Annotated in this window: 16 protein-coding genes; 6 read left to right on the forward strand and 10 right to left on the reverse strand. The window is 59.4% G+C overall.

From position 1 onward, the window contains the following. Nucleotides 1–85: 85 nt before the first annotated feature. Nucleotides 86–1,183, forward strand: coding sequence for a PLP-dependent cysteine synthase family protein (locus tag KGA85_RS26105; RefSeq protein WP_223543494.1), 1,098 nt, complete (start codon nucleotides 86–88; stop codon nucleotides 1,181–1,183). Between the two features lie 132 nt (nucleotides 1,184–1,315). Here KGA85_RS26105 and KGA85_RS26110 read toward each other — a convergent pair whose 3' ends face one another. Continuing rightward, nucleotides 1,316–2,929 (reverse strand): NAD(P)/FAD-dependent oxidoreductase, encoded by a 1,614-nt coding sequence (locus KGA85_RS26110; RefSeq protein ID WP_223460737.1) that lies wholly within the window; start codon nucleotides 2,927–2,929, stop codon nucleotides 1,316–1,318. 95 nt (nucleotides 2,930–3,024) lie between these two features. Then, nucleotides 3,025–3,693 (reverse strand): COG3650 family protein, encoded by a 669-nt coding sequence (locus KGA85_RS26115; RefSeq protein WP_223543474.1) that lies wholly within the window; start codon nucleotides 3,691–3,693, stop codon nucleotides 3,025–3,027. Nucleotides 3,694–3,829: 136 nt separating this feature from the next. On the opposite strand from KGA85_RS26115, the gene KGA85_RS26120 reads away from it, so the two are divergent. Next, nucleotides 3,830–4,495: an acyltransferase family protein gene (locus tag KGA85_RS26120; protein WP_223460741.1), complete on the forward strand. Its 666-nt coding sequence runs from the start codon at nucleotides 3,830–3,832 to the stop codon at nucleotides 4,493–4,495. 456 nt (nucleotides 4,496–4,951) lie between these two features. On the opposite strand, the gene KGA85_RS26125 is transcribed toward KGA85_RS26120, so the two are convergent. Further along, nucleotides 4,952–5,551, reverse strand: coding sequence for a short chain dehydrogenase (locus KGA85_RS26125; RefSeq protein ID WP_223460743.1), 600 nt, complete (start codon nucleotides 5,549–5,551; stop codon nucleotides 4,952–4,954). 106 nt (nucleotides 5,552–5,657) lie between these two features. On the opposite strand from KGA85_RS26125, the gene KGA85_RS26130 reads away from it, so the two are divergent. Next, nucleotides 5,658–6,566, forward strand: a complete 909-nt coding sequence (locus KGA85_RS26130) for a LysR family transcriptional regulator (RefSeq protein WP_150754151.1) — start codon at nucleotides 5,658–5,660, stop codon at nucleotides 6,564–6,566. Between the two features lie 194 nt (nucleotides 6,567–6,760). Here KGA85_RS26130 and KGA85_RS26135 read toward each other — a convergent pair whose 3' ends face one another. The 5 genes from KGA85_RS26135 to KGA85_RS26155 form a co-directional block, all read right to left on the reverse strand. Further along, the gene (locus KGA85_RS26135) at nucleotides 6,761–7,462 is read right to left on the reverse strand and encodes an ABC transporter ATP-binding protein (protein ID WP_223460747.1); all 702 of its coding nucleotides are present in this window, start codon (nucleotides 7,460–7,462) and stop codon (nucleotides 6,761–6,763) included. Then, a complete protein-coding gene (gene livG / locus KGA85_RS26140; RefSeq protein ID WP_223460749.1) occupies nucleotides 7,463–8,230 on the reverse strand; it encodes a high-affinity branched-chain amino acid ABC transporter ATP-binding protein LivG in 768 nt (255 codons plus the stop codon). Continuing rightward, the gene (locus KGA85_RS26145; RefSeq protein ID WP_046043981.1) at nucleotides 8,227–9,483 is read right to left on the reverse strand and encodes a high-affinity branched-chain amino acid ABC transporter permease LivM; all 1,257 of its coding nucleotides are present in this window, start codon (nucleotides 9,481–9,483) and stop codon (nucleotides 8,227–8,229) included. The genes livG and KGA85_RS26145 overlap by 4 nt, the downstream gene beginning before the upstream one ends. Then, nucleotides 9,480–10,403, reverse strand: coding sequence for a high-affinity branched-chain amino acid ABC transporter permease LivH (gene livH, locus KGA85_RS26150; RefSeq protein WP_046043982.1), 924 nt, complete (start codon nucleotides 10,401–10,403; stop codon nucleotides 9,480–9,482). The genes KGA85_RS26145 and livH overlap by 4 nt, the downstream gene beginning before the upstream one ends. 227 nt (nucleotides 10,404–10,630) lie before the next feature. Next, nucleotides 10,631–11,758 carry a branched-chain amino acid ABC transporter substrate-binding protein gene (locus KGA85_RS26155; RefSeq protein WP_223460751.1) on the reverse strand — a complete coding sequence of 376 codons (1,128 nt, stop codon included), beginning with the start codon at nucleotides 11,756–11,758 and terminating at the stop codon, nucleotides 10,631–10,633. 350 nt (nucleotides 11,759–12,108) lie between these two features. Between KGA85_RS26155 and KGA85_RS26160 the strand changes: the two genes are divergently transcribed. Beyond that, nucleotides 12,109–12,414, forward strand: coding sequence for a DUF2288 domain-containing protein (locus tag KGA85_RS26160; RefSeq protein WP_223460753.1), 306 nt, complete (start codon nucleotides 12,109–12,111; stop codon nucleotides 12,412–12,414). Nucleotides 12,415–12,709: 295 nt separating this feature from the next. Here the strand turns inward: KGA85_RS26160 and KGA85_RS26165 are convergent, their stop codons facing one another. After that, nucleotides 12,710–14,905 (reverse strand): hypothetical protein, encoded by a 2,196-nt coding sequence (locus KGA85_RS26165; RefSeq protein ID WP_223460755.1) that lies wholly within the window; start codon nucleotides 14,903–14,905, stop codon nucleotides 12,710–12,712. 196 nt (nucleotides 14,906–15,101) lie between these two features. Here KGA85_RS26165 and KGA85_RS26170 point away from each other — a divergent pair, with 196 nt between their 5' ends. After that, nucleotides 15,102–15,998 (forward strand): NAD(P)-dependent oxidoreductase, encoded by an 897-nt coding sequence (locus tag KGA85_RS26170; protein ID WP_223460757.1) that lies wholly within the window; start codon nucleotides 15,102–15,104, stop codon nucleotides 15,996–15,998. Nucleotides 15,999–16,118: 120 nt separating this feature from the next. Here KGA85_RS26170 and KGA85_RS26175 read toward each other — a convergent pair whose 3' ends face one another. Then, nucleotides 16,119–16,484 carry a YkgJ family cysteine cluster protein gene (locus KGA85_RS26175; protein WP_223460759.1) on the reverse strand — a complete coding sequence of 122 codons (366 nt, stop codon included), beginning with the start codon at nucleotides 16,482–16,484 and terminating at the stop codon, nucleotides 16,119–16,121. Between the two features lie 267 nt (nucleotides 16,485–16,751). On the opposite strand from KGA85_RS26175, the gene KGA85_RS26180 reads away from it, so the two are divergent. After that, on the forward strand, nucleotides 16,752–18,101 hold the full coding sequence (locus KGA85_RS26180) for a spinster family MFS transporter (RefSeq protein WP_223460761.1): 1,350 nt from the start codon (nucleotides 16,752–16,754) through the stop codon (nucleotides 18,099–18,101). Nucleotides 18,102–18,145: the final 44 nt, after the last annotated feature.

The raw sequence follows: 18,145 nt of genomic DNA on the forward strand, positions 1-18,145 counted from the left end.
CCTGTGCTGGACGCAGGTTTTTTCCTAAGCTTGTCGGATGAGCCTTGTTAAAAGGCCGACTCCTGCCCGATACAACGAGAAAACCATCATGAGCGACAACCGACAGTGGTCCCGCGAAGCGATCCGGATCATCGAAGCCGATTTCCAGCGCAGCGCCGACACCCACTTGATCCCCTTGCCGCTGCCGGGTTTTCCGGGCATCGAGTTGTACTTCAAGGATGAATCCAGCCACCCCACGGGTAGCCTCAAGCACCGCTTGGCCCGTTCGCTGTTCCTGTATGCGCTGTGTAATGGCTGGCTCAAACCCGGTGCGCCGGTCATTGAAGCTTCCAGCGGTTCCACGGCGATTTCCGAAGCGTACTTCGCTCGCATGCTGGGCTTGCCGTTCATTGCGGTGATGCCGGCGACCACGTCCAAGGAGAAGATTGCGCAGATCGCCTTCTACGGTGGCCGAAGCCACCTGGTGGACGATCCGACCCAGATCTACGCCGAGTCCGAGCGCCTGGCTCGTGAACACGATGGACACTTCATCGACCAGTTCACCTACGCCGAGCGCGCCACCGACTGGCGGGCGAACAACAACATTGCCGAGTCGATCTTTCAGCAGATGCGTTTCGAGCAGCATCCCGAGCCGAGCTGGCTGATTTCCAGTCCCGGCACTGGTGGCACCACGGCCACCCTGGGCCGATACGTGCGTTATCGCCAGCATTGCACCCGTGTGCTGTGTGCCGATGCCGAGCGTTCGGTGTTCTTCGATTACTACCAGACCGGCGATGCCAGCCTGCGGCTGGACCACGGCTCGCGTATCGAAGGCATTGGCCGGCCGCGCGTGGAAGCGTCGTTTCTGCCCAAGGTGATCGACGCGATGGTCAAGGTGCCGGATGCCCTGTCACTGGCGGCCATGCACTACCTGGCGGAGCGTCTGGGGCGGCATGTGGGTGGGTCGAGCGGGACCAACCTCATTGGCGCACTGATGGCCGCCCAGCATATGAAGGCGGCGGGGGAGACGGGGTCGATGGTGGCGATTCTGTGTGACAGCGGCGAGCGCTATGCCACGACCTATTACGATCAGGATTGGCTCAAGGCTCAAGGGTATGAGCTGAGTGGTTTGATGGCTGCGGTGGCAGCGACGGTGGAGCGGGGTGAGGCGCTGCCGGCGTCGGTACTGCGCGCCAATATCTGACACACAGAAGATCAAATGTGGGAGCGGCGGTGCGGCGATCCGACTTGCTCGCGAAAGCGGTGGATCAGCCAACACATATGTTGGATGTGAAACCGTCTTCGCGAGCAAGCCCGCTCCCACATTAGACTGGTATCAGGCTTCCAGGCCGAGGATATCCCGGGCCACTGCCTCGGCAATGCGAATCCCGTCAACACCCGCCGACAGAATCCCGCCCGCATAACCCGCGCCCTCACCGGCCGGGAACAAGCCCTTCACGTTCAGGCTCTGCAAAGACTCGTTACGGGTAATGCGCAGCGGTGAGGAGGTGCGGGTCTCGATGCCGGTCAACACCGCGTCGTGCAGCGAGTAACCACGAATCTGCTTCTCGAACGCTGGCAAGGCTTCGCGAATCGCTTCGATGGCGAAAGCCGGCAGTGCCAGCGCCAGATCACCCAGGGCAACACCGGGCTTGTAGGACGGCTCGACGCTGCCCAGTTCGGTGGACGGTTTGCCCGCGATAAAATCGCCGACCAGTTGCGCCGGGGCTTCGTAGTTGCTGCCGCCCAGCACGAAGGCGTGGGATTCCAGGCGTTCCTGCAGCTCGATACCGGCCAGCGGGCCGCCCGGATAATCGACTTCGGGGGTGATGCCGACGACGATGCCGGAGTTGGCATTGCGCTCGTTACGCGAGTACTGGCTCATGCCGTTGGTGACCACGCGGTTCGGCTCGGACGTCGCCGCCACCACGGTGCCGCCCGGGCACATGCAGAAGCTGTAGACCGAACGGCCGTTCTTGGCGTGATGCACCAGTTTGTAGTCGGCGGCGCCCAGTTTCGGGTGGCCGGCGTATTTGCCCAGGCGCGCACGGTCGATCAGCGACTGCGGGTGCTCGATGCGGAAACCCACCGAGAACGGCTTGGCTTCCATGAACACGCCACGGCCGTGGAGCATGCGGAAGGTGTCACGGGCGCTGTGGCCGAGGGCCAGGATCACGTGCTTGGAGTGGATCTGCTCGCCACCGTTGAGTTCGACGCCGACCAGTTGGCCATCGTCGATCAACACGTCGGTGACACGCTGCTGGAAGCGCACTTCGCCGCCGAGGGCGCGAATCTGCTCACGCATGTTTTCCACGACGCCGGTCAGACGGAACGTACCGATGTGCGGTTTGCTGACGTAGAGGATTTCTTCCGGGGCACCGGCCTTGACGAATTCGTGCAGGACTTTGCGACCAAGGAATTTCGGGTCCTTGATCTGGCTGTAGAGCTTGCCGTCGGAGAATGTCCCCGCGCCACCTTCGCCGAACTGCACGTTGGATTCCGGGTTGAGCACGCTTTTACGCCACAGGCCCCAGGTGTCCTTGGTGCGCTGGCGTACTTCGGTGCCGCGTTCGAGGATGATCGGCTTGAAGCCCATTTGCGCCAGCAGCAGCCCGGCGAAAATACCGCACGGACCGAAGCCGATGACGATCGGCCGCGCACTCAGGTCGGCCGGTGCCTGGCCTACCGCTTTGTAGCTGACATCCGGCGCCACGCTGACGTTACGGTCATCGACAAACTTGTGCAGTACCGCCGCCTCATCGCGAACTTCAAGGTCGATGGTGTAGATGAAGCACAGTTCGGAGGACTTTTTACGCGCATCGTAGCTGCGCTTGAACAAGGTGAAATCGAGCAGGTCATCGCTGGCAAGCCCTAAGCGCTGCACGATGGCAGGGCGCAGGTCTTCTTCGGGATGGTCGATCGGCAACTTGAGTTCGGTGATTCGTAACATGGCGGGATCCGGTTCGCGGGGCGCACAACTGCGCCAGGGCGTTTGAAGCCCGCGATTATAAGCCTCAAAGGCGCAGGCCCGTGAGGCTTAAACGATCAGTCGTCGCGCGATCCGCCGAAATACCCGCAGCCGCGCTGTACCTGACCGTCGATGCGCAGTTCGGCGCTCATGTGCTGGATGCTGCCGGTGCTGCTGTTGACGCAACGTTGCGGTGCAACCCACAGTTCGATGTGCTGGTTGTTGGCTTCGGTGCTGAGGTTGAAACGGCCATCGCCCAGTTGCTCCTCGACGTAAGGCACGGCCAACGGCGGCTGGCCGGCCCGGTCGAGGACCATGCCTTTGCCGCTGACTTTCACGCTCCACTCCGGGGTGTGGCCGGCGGCGCGCAGGATCATCAGCTTGAAATTCGGATCATCGCACGCGTTGCTCGAGCGCTCGACGCGGTACAACTGCTCCAGATCGAGCTGGCCGTCACCACCGCTGCCGGCCACAACCCGCCCGCGCACGTCGGCAAACAGCTTGCCCTGCTTATCCGCCAGGTTTGCGGCCTGCTGCAGGACGCTGGTACCGCCCGTGTCGTTGACCACGTAGCGGTTTGCCTGGTTACACGGCTGGAACAGCAGTTTGCCCTCTGCCGCGGTCAACTGGCCTTGCATGCGTGTCTGGCCGACATGGGAGTCGCTCTGCCGTTCACCGTCGAACAACTGGCAAGCGGCGAACAGCGGAAGCAGGGCAACGAGGACTAAGGAACGGGCAACACGCATCTTGGGGTCTCCTGACAAGTGCCGCCACGTTACTCAGGCAAGCCTGTGATCACAAGGCTTGTGTGTCAGGGATTGAGTTGCCGGGGGGGCGTCGCAGCATAGTGGCGCAGTTGTCCAGGATCGGGCCCACTTCGGCGTGCACCAACACCTGTCCGTTTTCCCCAAACGGCTGTACGCATTGGGTGTACTGCGCGGAATCGCGGCATTGGCGGTGGTGTTCTGGCACTGGCAGCACTTCTTTTTTCAAGGGGCAGTGCCGGGTCTGCTGCAAACCGAACAGCAACCTTTCTACAGTGTGTTCTCATTGTTTTATCGGCAGGGTGGCGATGCGGTTGCGTTGTTCTTCAGCTTGTCCGGATTCATCTTTTTCTGGTTGTTCGGTCATGCCGTGGCGCGCAGAGAGCTGACCGCAAAACAGTTTTTCATCGAGCGTTTCAGCCGTATCTATCCGCTGCATCTGGCAACCTTCGGCGCTGTTGCACTGCTACAGATGGTCTACACAGGGGATACGGGAAACGCTTTTGTTTATCTGTTCAATGATGTCTATCACGGTGTGTTGAACATTTTTCTCGCCCCAGCGTGGGGATTGGAACAAGGCTGGTCTTTCAATGGCCCGGCCTGGTCGATCTCTGTTGACGTGCTGCTCTACGCGGCGTTCTTCTTGCTGTGGCGCTATTCACCTTTTCCAGCGCTGATCAGCTTTTTGTTGATCGCCGTGGCGGCCTGGATCTTTCCTGCACAGTACAAAATCACCCTTGGCGTGTTCAGTTTTTCTGCGGTGGCGTTGGTTATGTGTGGCTAGCGTGGCTGCTGCAACGGGCGCCAACACGTTGGGTGGGAGTTTGTTTGACGACAGGTTGTGCGGCGGGATGGTGGCTGTTTGGCGCTGATCAGCCGTTGATCAAGTTTGCGCTGTTGTTTCCTCTGACGATCATGACCATTGTGGCGTGTCATCAGTTGCTGGAACCGGTCGCCCGGCGTTTGGCGTGGCTGGGTGATATCAGCTACGCCTCCTATTTGCTGCACTTCCCGCTGCAAATTATCGCCGCGCTGCTGGCGGATAAATTCTTCCCGGGGCGTAGCGTCTTTTATCAACCGTGGACGTTGCTGCTGTTTTTTTTCGGTACTGATGGGTGCCAGCCTGATCTGTCATCGATGGTTCGAACGGCCGATGCAACAGTGGCTGCGACAGTTCGGGCGCGAGCGTCTGGCGAACGGTGTGATCGCTCGCCAGTAACGCGTCTGTCAGAAAGGACGGTCAGCCGACGTGAAAGGTCTGACCTGTTTGCAGGCCTTCCACGCTCTTTGCGTAGGCCAAGGCCACATCTACCGCAGGAACCGGCTTGTAGCCGCGGAAGTACGGGGCATAGCTGCCCATGGCTTCGACGAGGACAGTCGGGCTGATGGAGTTCACCCGCAGGCCGCGTGGCAGCTCGATGGCGGCGGCGCGGACAAAACTGTCCAGTGCACCGTTGACCAGCGAGGCCGAAACGCCGCTACGGATCGGATCGTGGCTGAGTACACCAGTGGTGAAGGTGAACGAAGCGCCGTCGTTGGCGAACTCGCGGCCAATCAGCAGCAAATTGACCTGGCCCATGAGCTTGTCTTTCAGGCCCAGGGCAAAGCTCTCTTCGGTCATCTCGTTGAGCGGTGCGAAGGTCACGTTGCCGGCGGCACACACCAGTGCATCGAATTTGCCGGTCTGCTCGAACAGTTTGCGTATCGAGGTGCTGTCGCTGATGTCCACCTGAAAGTCGCCGCTGGTGCGACCGATGCGGATGATTTCGTGGCGTTGCGACAGTTCCTTGTCGACGGCTGAACCGATGGTGCCGCCTGCGCCGATCAAAAGAATTTTCATGGGGACTGATCCTCGTGTGGGTTGAACGAGGTATCAGTTTAGGGTGGTTTTTTCTTCAGATAAGCGCACTAATAGGCAACCTTTGGTTTTCAAATGGAAACAATCCATGAGCGAGATGGATGACCTGGCCGCGTTCGCGGTGTTGATCGAGGCGGGGAGTTTTACCCTGGCGGCGCAGCAACTCGGTTGCAGCAAAGGCCAGCTGTCCAAGCGAATCAGCCAGTTGGAAGCGCAGTTTTCCGTGGTGTTGTTGCAACGTACCACCCGCCGCTTGAGCCTGACCGCAGCTGGCGCTGCGTTGTTGCCGCAGGCCCAGGCGCTGGTGGTGCAAGTCGAGCGGGCGCGCCAGGCCCTGGCGCGCCTGAAGGACGACATGGCCGGCCCGGTGCGGATGACAGTGCCGGTGTCGCTCGGGGAAACCTTCTTCGATGGCCTGTTGCTGGAGTTCTCCGCCAAGTATCCCCAGGTGCAGATCGAGCTGGAGCTCAACAACAGCTACCGCGAACTGTCTCGCGACGGCTTCGATCTGGCGATTCGTTCCGACGTGGCCATTGACCAGCGACTGGTGGCGCGTCCGCTGCTGGCGTGGCAAGAACTGACCTGTGCCAGCCCGGCTTACTTGGAGCAATACGGTGAACCGCAAACCCCCCAGGCGTTGGCCGAACATCGCTGCTTGCTCAACAGCCATTACAGCGGCCGCGAAGAATGGCTGTATCACCAGCAGCACGAGTTATTGCGGGTGCGGGTGTCGGGGCCGTTCGCCAGCAACCACTACAACCTGTTGAAGAAAGCCGCACTGGTCGGCGCCGGTATTGCACGCCTGCCGTCCTACTGCTTGCCAACAGAGCTGGCGGACGGGCGTTTGCGATGGCTGCTGCGCGACTATCAGACTCGCAGCATGCCGATGTACCTGGTGCATCCGTATCAGGGCGGTTTGCCCAAGCGCACGCAGGTACTGGCGGATTATTTGATTGGGTGGTTCAAGCGCAGTGGGGAGGCGCTGGATCGGCTGTGACAAAAACATCTGACACCGTATAGACCCTGTGGGAGCGAGCCTGCTCGCGAATGCGGTTCATCATTCAACATCTTTGTTGGCAGACACACCGCTTTCGCGAGCAAGCCCGCTCCCACAATGGATCTTCATTGTTAGTGAGGTTGTGGCAGGCATAAAAAACGGCCCGAAGGCCGTTTTTTGTTTACCGCAATGGCTCAACCACCGAGGTACGCTTCGCGCACTTTCGGGTCAGTCAGCAGTGCTTCACCGGTGCCTTGCATTACCACCCGGCCGTTCTCCAGCACGTAGGCACGGTCAGCGATTTTCAGCGCCTGGTTGGCGTTCTGCTCGACCAGGAACACCGTCACACCGTCCTTGCGCAGTTGTTCGATGATGTCGAAGATCTGCTGGATGATGATCGGTGCCAGGCCCAGCGACGGCTCGTCGAGCAGCAACAGCTTGGGCTTGCTCATCAGCGCACGGCCGATGGCGAGCATTTGCTGTTCACCGCCGGACATGGTGCCGCCGCGCTGGGCGAAGCGCTCTTTCAGGCGTGGGAAAAGTCCGAGAACCTTGTCCAGCTGTTCCTGATAATCGCCCTTGTCGGTGAAGAAACCACCCATGGAGAGGTTTTCTTCCACGGTCAGGCGGGAAAACACCCGGCGACCTTCCGGCACCACGGCAATGCTCTTGCGCATGATCTGCGAGGAGTCCTGGCCGATCAGTTCCTCACCCATGTAGCGGATGCTGCCGCTGTGGGCCTGCGGTGAACCGCAGAGCGTCATCAGCAGGGTCGACTTGCCGGCACCGTTGGCGCCGATCAGGGTCACGATCTCGCCCTGACGGACTTCGACGTTGACGCTGTGCAGGGCCTGGATCTTGCCGTAGAAGGTGGAAACGTTTTCGAACTGCAGCATTTACGCTTCCCCCAGGTAGGCTTTGATCACTTCAGGATTGTCGCGGATCTGTTCCGGCGTACCGTTGGCCAGGGGCGTGCCCTGGTTGATCACGACGATGTGGTCGGAAATGCTCATGACCAGTTTCATGTCGTGTTCGATCAGCAGCACGGTGACGTTGTGCTCTTCACGCAGCATGCTGATCAGCGCCTTGAGGTCCTCGGTTTCCTTCGGGTTCAGGCCGGCGGCCGGTTCGTCGAGCATGAGGATCCGAGGGCGGGTCATCATGCAGCGGGCGATTTCCAGGCGACGTTGCTGACCGTAGGCCAGGGTGCCGGCCGGACGGTTGGCGAACTCCTTGAGGTGAACCTTTTCCAGCCAATACTCGGCGTACTCCATGGCCTCGCGTTCGCTTTTGCGAAATGACGGGGTCTTGAACAGGCCGGACAAGAAGTTGGTGTTCAAGTGACGGTGCTGGGCTATCAAGAGGTTCTCGACCGCGGTCATGTCCTTGAACAGCCGCACGTTCTGGAAAGTACGCACCACGCCTTTGAGGGCGATCTTGTGGCCGGGCAGGCCCTCGATGGCCTCGCCGTCCAGCAGGATGCTGCCGCCGCTCGGCTTGTAGAAGCCGGTCAGGCAGTTGAACACGGTGGTCTTGCCGGCGCCGTTGGGCCCGATCAGTGCCACGACCTGCTTTTCCTTCACGCTCAGGGCTACGCCGTTGACCGCCAGCAAACCGCCGAAGCGCATGCTCAGATTTTCTACTTTAAGGATCTCGCGGCTCATTTACGCAGCTCCATGTGAGGACGTTGCATGGGCAGCAGACCTTGAGGACGCCAGATCATCATCAGCACCATCAAGGCACCGAACATCAACATGCGGTATTCGCTGAAGTCACGCATCAGCTCGGGCAACAGAATCATTACGACGGCCGCGAGGACCACGCCTAATTGCGAGCCCATGCCGCCCAGCACCACGATGGCGAGGATGGTGGCCGATTCGATGAAGGTGAATGACTCCGGCGTCACCAGACCCTGACGTGCGGCGAAGAAGCTACCGGCAAATCCGGCGAAGCAGGCGCCCAGGGTGAAGGCCGACAGCTTGATCACGGTCGGGTTCAGGCCCAAGGCACGGCAGGCGATTTCGTCTTCACGCAAGGCTTCCCAGGCACGGCCGATCGGCATGCGCAGCAGGCGGTTGATCACGAATAGCGCGAACAGCGCCAGCAACAGAGCCACCAGGTAGAGGAATACCACCTTGCTGACGGGGTTGTAGGTCAGGCCGAAGTACTCGTGGAAGGTCTGCATGCCTTCGGCGGCCGTTCTATCGAAGCTCAGGCCGAACAGCGACGGTTTGGGGATGTTGCTGATGCCGTTCGGTCCGCCCGTGAGGTCCGTCAGGTTACGCAGGAACAGACGGATGATCTCACCGAAGCCCAGGGTCACGATCGCCAGATAGTCACCGCGCAGACGCAGTACTGGGAAGCCCAGCAGGAAGCCGAACGTCGCAGACATCAGTCCGGCGATGGGCAGGCAGATCCAGAAGCTCAGGCCGTAGTAGTGCGACAGCAGCGCATAGCTGTAGGCGCCCACCGCGTAGAAACCGACGTAGCCCAGGTCGAGCAACCCCGCCAGACCGACCACGATGTTCAGGCCCAGACCGAGCAGTACATAGATCAGAATCAGCGTGGCGATATCCACCGCACCGCGCGAGCCGAAGAACGGCCACACCAGAGCGACCACGATCAACCCCATGATGACCCAGCGTTGGGTGCTGGGCAGGGTCATGAAGTGGCTGACCTTCGGCGAAACCAGCGAGCCTTTCGGCGCTGACTTCATCATGGTGCTCCACTGCTTGTCGAACAGCACCCGCAGGAACATCAGCACCGAACTGGCGGTGATGATGAACAGCGTGGAGGTACTGGCACCCAGTACTTCGAGGTTGATGCCGGCGATGGACAGTTTCAGACCGAGTACCGGATAGGCCACGGCCCAGACCAGCAGGGCGCTGAACAGCGCTTGTTTAAGATTCCTAGTCATACTTTCTCAATCTCCGGACGCCCCAACAGGCCGGTTGGCCGGAATAACAACACCAGAACCAGAAGGCCGAAAGCCACCACGTCCTTGTACTGGTCACCGAATATATCGGCACCGAATGCTTCCGCTACCCCCAGCACCAGACCACCGAGCATGGCGCCCGGAATGCTGCCGATGCCACCCAGTACCGCCGCGGTAAAGGCCTTGAGGCCCACCAGGAACCCGGCGTTCGGGTTGATCACGCCATACTGCATGCTGAGCAATACAGCCGCCACGGCCGCCAGGGCGGCACCGATAACGAAGGTCAGGGCGATGATGTTGTTGGTGTTGATGCCCAACAGGTTGGCCATCTTGATGTCCTCGGCACAGGCCCGGCAGGCACGTCCCAAGCGTGAACGCGAGATGAACTGGGTGAGGCAGAGCATCACCACCAGGGTCACCACGAACACCAGGATCTGCATGTAGGAAATCAGCACTTCCTGTGCTCCGCCCGGACCGAAACTGAAGCTGCCCGGAATCAGGTTGGGGATCGATTTGTCCTTGGAGTCCTGCGAGAGCAGTACGGAGTTTTGCAGGAAGATCGACATGCCGATGGCCGAGATCAGCGGGATCAGGCGGTTACTGCCCCGCAGAGGGCGGTAGGCGATCCGTTCGATGCTGTAGCCGTAGGCACTGGTTACAACGATGGTCGCCAGGAATGCGGCGGTCATCAAAAGTGGCAGAGAATGGATACCCAGCATGGCCAGTCCGGCAAGGACGATGAAGGCCACGTAGGAGCCGATCATGTAGACCTCGCCATGGGCGAAGTTGATCATTCCAATAATGCCGTAAACCATTGTGTAGCCAATGGCAATCAGGGCATAGGTGCTGCCAATGGTCAGACCATTAACCAGCTGTTGGAAGAAGTGATAGATCTCAGGCATTACAACGCTCCTAAAAACCTGATACGCATTTCACTGGTGGAGTCATGTTCCGGCCCGGGCTGTGTGGTCTGTAGCCACCTTCGCACGAGCGTTTGCCAGCGAACCGCTGGTGACGGTTTTAAGATTTTCAGGTAAGTCAGTTCCCGGATCGCGGGACTCTGACCCATTAACCTCGTAAAACAAAGCCCACTGCTTGCGCAGTGGGCTCTATTACTCACGGAGCCAGTTTACTGAGGCGAAACTTCGGTCTTTGGTTTACCGAAATGCCACTGATAAACCACGAACTTGAAGTCCTTCAGGTCGCCCTTTTCGTCGAACGACAGGTCGCCGGTCGGAGTCTTGAAGGTGCCTTTGTGAATGGCTTCAGCCACCTTGGCAGTGTCTTCGCTCTTGGCGGTCTTGATGCCTTCGGCGATCACTTCGACGGCCGAGTAGGCCGGGAACACGAACGGGCCGGTCGGGTCCTGTTTCTTGGCGGCGAACGCCTCAACCAGCGCCTTGTTGGACGGGTCCTGGTCGAAAGACTTCGGCAGGGTCACCAACAGGCCTTCGGAAGCGTCCTGGGCGATTTGCGAGATGGAGTCGTTGCCCACACCTTCAGGCCCCATGAACTTGGCGTTCAGGCCCTTTTCCTTGGATTGACGCAGGATCAGGCCCAGTTCCGGGTGGTAGCCGCCGTAGTAGACGAAGTCGACGTTGGCTTGCTTGAGCTTCTGGATGATCGAGGAGAAGTCCTTGTCACCCGCGTTGAGGCCTTCGAACACGGCAACCTTGACGCCTTTGCCTTCGAGGGTTTTCTTCACGGAAGTGGCGATGCCTTCACCGTATTGCTGTTTGTCGTGCAGCACAGCAACGATTTTCGGTTTTACGTGGTTGGCGATGTAGTTACCGGCGGCAGGGCCCTGGGCGCTGTCCAGACCGATGGTGCGAAACACCATTTTGTAACCCCGGGTGGTGATGTCCGGGCTGGTGGCAGCCGGGGTGATCATGATCACGCCTTCGTCTTCGTAGATGTCCGAAGCCGGTTGAGTGGAGCTGGAGCACAGGTGACCGACAACGAATTTCACACCATCGTTGACCACTTTGTTGGCGACGGCCACGGCTTGTTTAGGGTCGCACGCGTCGTCGTATTCCTTGACTTCGAGCATCTTGCCGTCGACACCGCCCTTGGCGTTGATCTGCTCGATGGCCATCTTGGCGCCGATGAACTGCATGTCGCCGTATTGAGTGACCGGGCCGGTTTTAGGGCCGGCGATGCCGATCTTGATGGTGTCAGCTGCGAACGAATGGCTGGCAACCCCGGCCAGAACCATAGCGGCAAACAGTTTGGAAATCTGCTTAGTAGCCTTAGTCATAGTGCTCCACTCTTACTGTTGTAGTTTTTATAGTCCTGGCGCCGTTGGCAGCAGAACCGGGTCAGATATCCACGACATCCCCCGGAAATGCCCCCCGGCAACTGTACCGGTACAGTGTAGAGCGCCGATTGTCAGCCTGGGAAGGCGGCGCCGGGGGACAAAACCTGCGAGTGTCGCTTTATTGAAAGAAAAAGACAGAATTGCGGCGGGGTGTTGAGGGGCTTATAGCCGGATTCAGTGCATTCCCTGGCTTTCCTGCGCTTTTCATTTCGGTCACTCAATTGCATCCGGGTTTTTCTGCCAGGCCACCGACGTTATCATTCGCGTCGATTTCTTTTCCGGACAGTCCCATGAATCAAGAACCTAGCACCCTCTATGCCAAGCTGCTTGGTGAAACCGCATCTATTACCTGGAAAGAGCTGGAGCCGTTCTTCGCCAAGGGTGCCCTATTGTGGGTCGATCCCGGCCTGGATTTGATCGCCGCCGCCGAGGCTGTGGCCCAGGATGAAGGGGAGAAAGTGGCTGCCTGGCTGGCCGCTGACAAGCTCGCCAAACTGTCTGAAACGCGGGCGCTGGATCTTTTTGAACGTGATCCGCAGTTGTGGGCCGTGGTTGTTTCGCCGTGGATTCTGGTCCAGGAAAGGGTGCAGGCTTAAAAGGTTGCACCTGATTGGTGCGGTCCTTTCAAGGAAAAAGTGTGTAGCCGAGTAGCGTGATGGCATGTTGCCGTAGAGAAAGGCCACAGCTTCACGGTGACGTAAACGTAACGGGAACAGTTGGGAGGGCAACTGAACGTTTGCTCAATTGTTTCTGGATGTTGAATTGCGGTGATTGTGAGGCCGCCTTCGCGAGCAGGCTCGCTCCCACAGGGATCGCATTCTTCCAGAGGGAACACGGTCAACTGTGGGAGTGAGCCTGCTCGCGATAGGGGCGACGAGTTTTCGCGTCTTATTAAGCCGTCTTGCCCGTATGGTTATTCAGCGAAATGACCTTGGTCTTGCCAATGCGGTGACGGTAGATCTCGCGCAGGTACTTGATCGATTTTTTCACGCAATCCCGGGACAGGCGGATGTCGTTGATCGAGACAAATTTTTCCTTGTCGTTGATCAGCTCACGGTACTTCTTCTCGTACATCGGCTTGATCGCGTACCAGTTGGTATCGAGGATCTTCGCCGGGTTCTCGAATTCGTTGAGCAGTTCGTCGATCCGGTCTTCGTCGAACTGTTCGTTGATGATGAAGTCCAGGATCGCGTTGTCCAGGGTCTCGTCGAAGCGGTACGGGTTTTTCGCGAAGCAACGCTTGATGAAGGCCACGATCAGCGTCAGAAAATCATCCGACAGGCACGGGCTCTTGGCGATCAGTGTGGTCAGCGACAGGTTGGCCGAGGCACCGATCACCAGCGCGTAGCGCTTGAGCGTGGTGTTGGGGAACAGACTGTTGAGGTGCGTCTTCAGCCGGTTCAAATCCATGTAGGACAGCTTGTAGTCCTTCGGCAAGGAAACGATCGACACCACCGACGAGCAATTCTTGAAGAAGTGCAGGTCGTGCAGGGCCGCCGCGTCGTAACCCGAGTTCTTGTACTGCTCCAGCGACGCGCGATAGCGCTTGGATTCGATCGGCAACAGGCTGATGCCTTCGATGGCCTGGGTGACCTTGTTGAAGTGCGGCAGGTCGATCGAACGGAAGAACAGGTCATCAATATTCAGGCGCTGCGGCTCTTTCTCGAACACCTTGAACTTGTCGCTGCTCGGCGGCGGGGTTTCCGGCACCACGGACTCGGCGTAGGCAATCGCCACCGGGCCGGCCAGGCTCATGAACAGGTCGTTGGCGTCCAGGCGGATGGTTTCGCCGATGTCGATGCCGGCGCGACGGAAATAGTTCTGGTCGTAGTCGGTGGTCACCGCCTGGGCCGTCAGAATGTTGAAGATCTGCTGCGAGATGTATTGGTTGGCGTGCTTTTCCATGGCATTGACATCGATGTTCTGGATATTGCCGTCATCGTTCTCTTCGGCGTAACGCATGATGTCGTTGGAGATCAGCATCATCGCGTTCCATGGGCGGATGCGGCCCATGACGCTGGCTTCGCTGCTGTCTTCGTTGGCAAAGTTGTAGGAGAAGTCCCACTCTTCCGACAGGTATTTGCACAGCAGGCGGCCGGCGTTGATGTGCAGCGCCTCGGACATTTCACTGCGGTGATCGGAAATGTTCGGCAGTACACAGATGCCACTGGTGAAAATCGGTTCGAAGACGAAGGAGTGGCCGCTCTTGCTGTCGTGCTCGTCCATCGGTTTGGTGTCGAACGTCTTGTTCATGTACGAATGCTGCTGGGCCAGGCCGAATTCCGAGGCCATGCCCGAGCCGGTACCGCCGCCGGCACTGAAGATCGAGAAGTACAGGCGCGACTGGTTGGCCTTGATGCCGCAGCTGTCGATCAGGTACGAGTGAATCATTTTCCAGTCAGGGCTGGAGAAACGCTGGGTGTCCTTGTTCAGGATGATCTTGGCCAGGTACTGGCCGAGGATCGGTGCGTTACCGGCACCACCGGCGTGGACTTCCGACAGGTCCATGATTTTCATCTTGCTGTAGTCGCGCAGGAAGCCGCTTTTTTCGCCCTTGCGCGAGAAGCGGATGCGTCCGGCGATGTCTTTGTCCAGGTCGCCGAGCATCACCAGCGGCTCGACCAGAAACACCGGTTTGGTGTTTTTGTTCTGGCCCAGGCGCAGGTTGTTGCGGATCCACTGGGCCGGGCTGTAGCCCTTTTCGGCAAAACGCTTGTCCGGCGACAGGCGATCTTCGTTGTTGAATTCGTTGAGGTAGAACTTGCGGGCGTTGTACACCAGCTCCGCCACGTCCAGCGCAATGTTCGAGCCGCAGCGGCCCAGGCCGATCAGGCACACCGACGGGAATTCCTGATCGTTGTGCTGTTCGCTGTCGCCTTCCAGATGCGGTGCGCGCGGGAACACCACGTCGCGCAGGCCGTCGAGGTTGTCGAGGATGCGGTCGGTGTTGGTTTCGGTAAAGTACAGGTATTGCTGGGTCGCCAACGGGCGGGATTGAATCAATGGCTTCGGTGATGACGGGCCGTTGGCCGCGGGGCTCAACGTCAGATCGGTTACTGCAGTGGCCGGGTTGTTTTTAGAAGTCATGGTTCGCCATCTACCTGGGCTGATTGGTTGGCCGACTCGCTGTCGTCGAACCGTCACGGAATAGAATCGCGTCTTTTTTCAGCGCGTACCTGGACCATGCCTTGGTCTTTAGCCTGAGCTTCACTCGGGGTGAATCCTTTCCTAAGTCATGATGAATCGGCCAATATTCGGTGATCTTTAATCAAGAAGAGGCAAAATGATGTCAACGCTACCTTCGCTAGGGTTTGCCGGGATCGGCCTGATGGGGCTGCCAATGTGCCGGCACCTGCTGGCCGCGGGTTATCCGCTGGCGGTATGGAATCGCAATCCGGAGAAGTGCAAGCCGCTGGTAGAGGCAGGCGCCCGCCAGGTCGCCAGCCCGGCCGAACTGTGCCAGCACGCTGACGTGGTGATGCTGTGCCTGGCGGATACGTCGGTGGTACGCGAGGTAGTGTTTGGTCCGGCAGGCATTATCGAGGGGGCGAAAAAAGGCCAGTTACTGGTGGACTTTTCCAGCCTGGAGCCCAACGCCACGCGGGAAATGGCCGCAGAACTCGCCGCTAAAACCGACATGGGCTGGCTCGACACGCCGGTATCCGGTGGCGTGGTTGGGGCTGAAGCCGGGAGCCTCGCAATCATGGTGGGTGGTGATGTGCAGGATCTGGAGCGGGTCCGGCCCGTGCTGTTGAACCTGGGGCAACGTGTGACACACATGGGCGGCGTCGGGGCAGGGCAGGTGACCAAGGCGTGCAACCAGATGATCGTCGCCTGCAATGCCTTGGTGATTGCCGAAGTGGTCGCGCTGGCGGAGCGTTCCGGGGTTGATGCCAGCCTGATCGCCGAAGCGCTGGCCGGCGGCTTTGCCGATTCGAAACCCTTGCAGATCCTCGCCCCGCAGATGGCGGAAAACCGTTTCGAGCCGGTTAAGTGGCACGTGCGCACTTTACTCAAGGATCTGGATACAGCAGTGAAGTTTTCCCGTGAGCAAGGCTCGGCGACACCGATCAGTGGTCTGGCCGCGCAATTGATGCGCCTGCATGGGAGTCAGGGTTTTTTGGAGAAAGACCCGTCTACATTAGTGCAGATGTACCGTGAGCCAGGCTCAGCGTCGTGACGGTGTAGGCGTGCTTGCGCTGGTTGATTTCGTTCAGTACCGGATGCAACTCGGCCAGTGGCACTGGCCGGCTCAGCAGGGATGAGTAGCCGGGCCGAAGTCATCGATTGGCGCTATTACTCAGGCGATTTGCTTCTGAGGCGTCTCGAATGCGGGTTGCAGGGCCGGCAAGCCGAAAGCGGCACGAGCCGCGTCGCAATCGGGATTGGCCAGGCCATCGCCCCAGGAAGCCTCGAACTCCCGACAGGTGCTGGAGCGTTTTTCGTAAATCGAGCATTGCACTGTACTGCCCACGTCTCCCACCAGACTGGTGCAGCGTACGGGTTTGCAGCCGGTGCCGAGCATCGCGACCCGACTGGGGCTGATCTGTTCGACAAGCTCATCGGGTACCGTCCCTCCGGACGAGGCGCATTCACCCCAGAAAAATGACACGCGAAAATGAGAACAGCAGGCACCGCAATTCAGACACGGACTGGCTTCGGACATGGGCGATTATCGTAAGGAGGAGTGGAGACACAGGGGGAAACAAGGTCGCTATTCTAGGCTTCGCTAACGGCTTGGGAAGGGGGAGTGAAAGGTATTTTTCATCGGCCGGACGGACTGCGAAATACCCGCCCGGCGAAAGCTCCTACAGGGTGCGCCCCATGGGTTGGTATCAGCCTGGCGAATAATGAAAGACAGTCGTGGTCGGCCTGTCTAGATTGCAAAGTCCGGGGGCAGTGACGCCCCAATAACAATAAAAGAGACGGACCCATGCAGAACTCGACCCAAGCGGCCAATGCCTGGCGCATTCTGTTCCTGTTGTTCCTCGCCAACCTGTTCAATTTTTTCGACCGCACCATCCCGGCCATCATCATCGAGCCCATTCGCATGGAATGGCACCTCAGTGATTTCCAGTTGGGGATCATCGGGACGGCATTCACCATCGTCTACGCCATTGCCGGCTTGCCGCTGGGGCGCATGGCCGATACCGGTTCGCGGAGCAAACTGATGGGCTGGGGGCTGGCGGTGTGGAGCGGGTTGACCGCCGTCAACGGCATGGTGGGCAGTTTCTGGAGCTTCCTGATCGTGCGCATGGGCATCGGCATCGGCGAAGCCAGTTACGCGCCAGCCGCCAACTCGCTGATCGGCGACTTGTTTCCGGCTCACCGCCGGGCGCGGGCCATGGGGATCTTCATGCTGGGGCTGCCATTGGGGCTGTTGCTGGCGTTCTTCACCATCGGCGCGATGGTCAAGGCCTTCGATAGCTGGCGCGCGCCGTTCTTTATCGCGGCGGTGCCCGGGCTGATCCTGGCGATCTTCATGTTTTTCATCAAGGAACCGAAGCGCGGCGCCGCCGAGAGCGTTCAGGTTTCGCAGGAAAAGATCGATCGGCCGATCCGTCGGGTATTGGCTGTGCCAACCTTCCTGTGGTTGGTGATGGCCGGCCTGTGTTTCAACTTCGCCACCTATGCCTGCAACTCGTTTCTGGTGCCGATGCTGCAACGCTATTTCCTCATGCCGTTGCAGGATGCCGCGGTCGCCACCGGGGTTATTGTCGGTGTGACCGGGCTGTTCGGCCTGACCCTGGGTGGCTGGATCGCGGACAAGATTCACCAGCGGGTCGCCAACGGGCGACTGTTGTTTGCCGCCTTCAGCCTGGTGATTTCGACGGTTTGCACCGCGTGGGCGCTGCATTCCGGGCGAATCGAGATCGGTGTGTTCGTCGCCGTGTTCAGTCTCGGTTGGCTGTTCGCCTACAACTTCTATACTTGCGTGTACACGGCGATTCAGGATGTGGTCGAGCCGCGGTTGCGGGCAACGGCGATGGCGCTGTTCTTCGCCGGGCTGTACCTGTTGGGCGGTGGCCTGGGACCGGTGGTGGTCGGAGCCTTGTCGGATCACTTCGCCCACACGGCGATGCTCGCGGCGGGTGCGCAACAGATGACTGAGGCGTTTAAAGCGGTCGGCCTGCATGACGCGATGTATCTGATTCCGGTGGCGCTGTTGTTCACCGTGCTGTTTCTGTTCCTGGCTTCGCGGTGTTTCGTGCGCGATGCCAAGCGGATGAAGGAAGGGTTGGTGGCGGTGAGTGAGCCTGAAGGTTCTGCGGTGACTGCTTAACTGCTATCGCGAGCCTGCTCGCGAAGGGGCCATGAGCATCACAA

This window comes from Pseudomonas sp. GL-B-12, from assembly GCF_019955895.1.
Classification (GTDB): domain Bacteria; phylum Pseudomonadota; class Gammaproteobacteria; order Pseudomonadales; family Pseudomonadaceae; genus Aquipseudomonas.

Coding starts and splice junctions, on each gene's coding strand:
- KGA85_RS26110 (WP_223460737.1), bottom strand. CDS start 2,929: ATGTTACGAATCACCGAACTCAAGTTGCCGATCGACCATCCCGAAGAA.
- KGA85_RS26115 (WP_223543474.1), bottom strand. CDS start 3,693: ATGCGTGTTGCCCGTTCCTTAGTCCTCGTTGCCCTGCTTCCGCTGTTC.
- KGA85_RS26125 (WP_223460743.1), bottom strand. CDS start 5,551: ATGAAAATTCTTTTGATCGGCGCAGGCGGCACCATCGGTTCAGCCGTC.
- KGA85_RS26130 (WP_150754151.1), top strand. CDS start 5,658: ATGAGCGAGATGGATGACCTGGCCGCGTTCGCGGTGTTGATCGAGGCG.
- KGA85_RS26135 (WP_223460747.1), bottom strand. CDS start 7,462: ATGCTGCAGTTCGAAAACGTTTCCACCTTCTACGGCAAGATCCAGGCC.
- livG (WP_223460749.1), bottom strand. CDS start 8,230: ATGAGCCGCGAGATCCTTAAAGTAGAAAATCTGAGCATGCGCTTCGGC.
- KGA85_RS26145 (WP_046043981.1), bottom strand. CDS start 9,483: ATGACTAGGAATCTTAAACAAGCGCTGTTCAGCGCCCTGCTGGTCTGG.
- livH (WP_046043982.1), bottom strand. CDS start 10,403: ATGCCTGAGATCTATCACTTCTTCCAACAGCTGGTTAATGGTCTGACC.
- KGA85_RS26155 (WP_223460751.1), bottom strand. CDS start 11,758: ATGACTAAGGCTACTAAGCAGATTTCCAAACTGTTTGCCGCTATGGTT.
- KGA85_RS26160 (WP_223460753.1), top strand. CDS start 12,109: ATGAATCAAGAACCTAGCACCCTCTATGCCAAGCTGCTTGGTGAAACC.
- KGA85_RS26165 (WP_223460755.1), bottom strand. CDS start 14,905: ATGACTTCTAAAAACAACCCGGCCACTGCAGTAACCGATCTGACGTTG.
- KGA85_RS26170 (WP_223460757.1), top strand. CDS start 15,102: ATGATGTCAACGCTACCTTCGCTAGGGTTTGCCGGGATCGGCCTGATG.
- KGA85_RS26175 (WP_223460759.1), bottom strand. CDS start 16,484: ATGTCCGAAGCCAGTCCGTGTCTGAATTGCGGTGCCTGCTGTTCTCAT.
- KGA85_RS26180 (WP_223460761.1), top strand. CDS start 16,752: ATGCAGAACTCGACCCAAGCGGCCAATGCCTGGCGCATTCTGTTCCTG.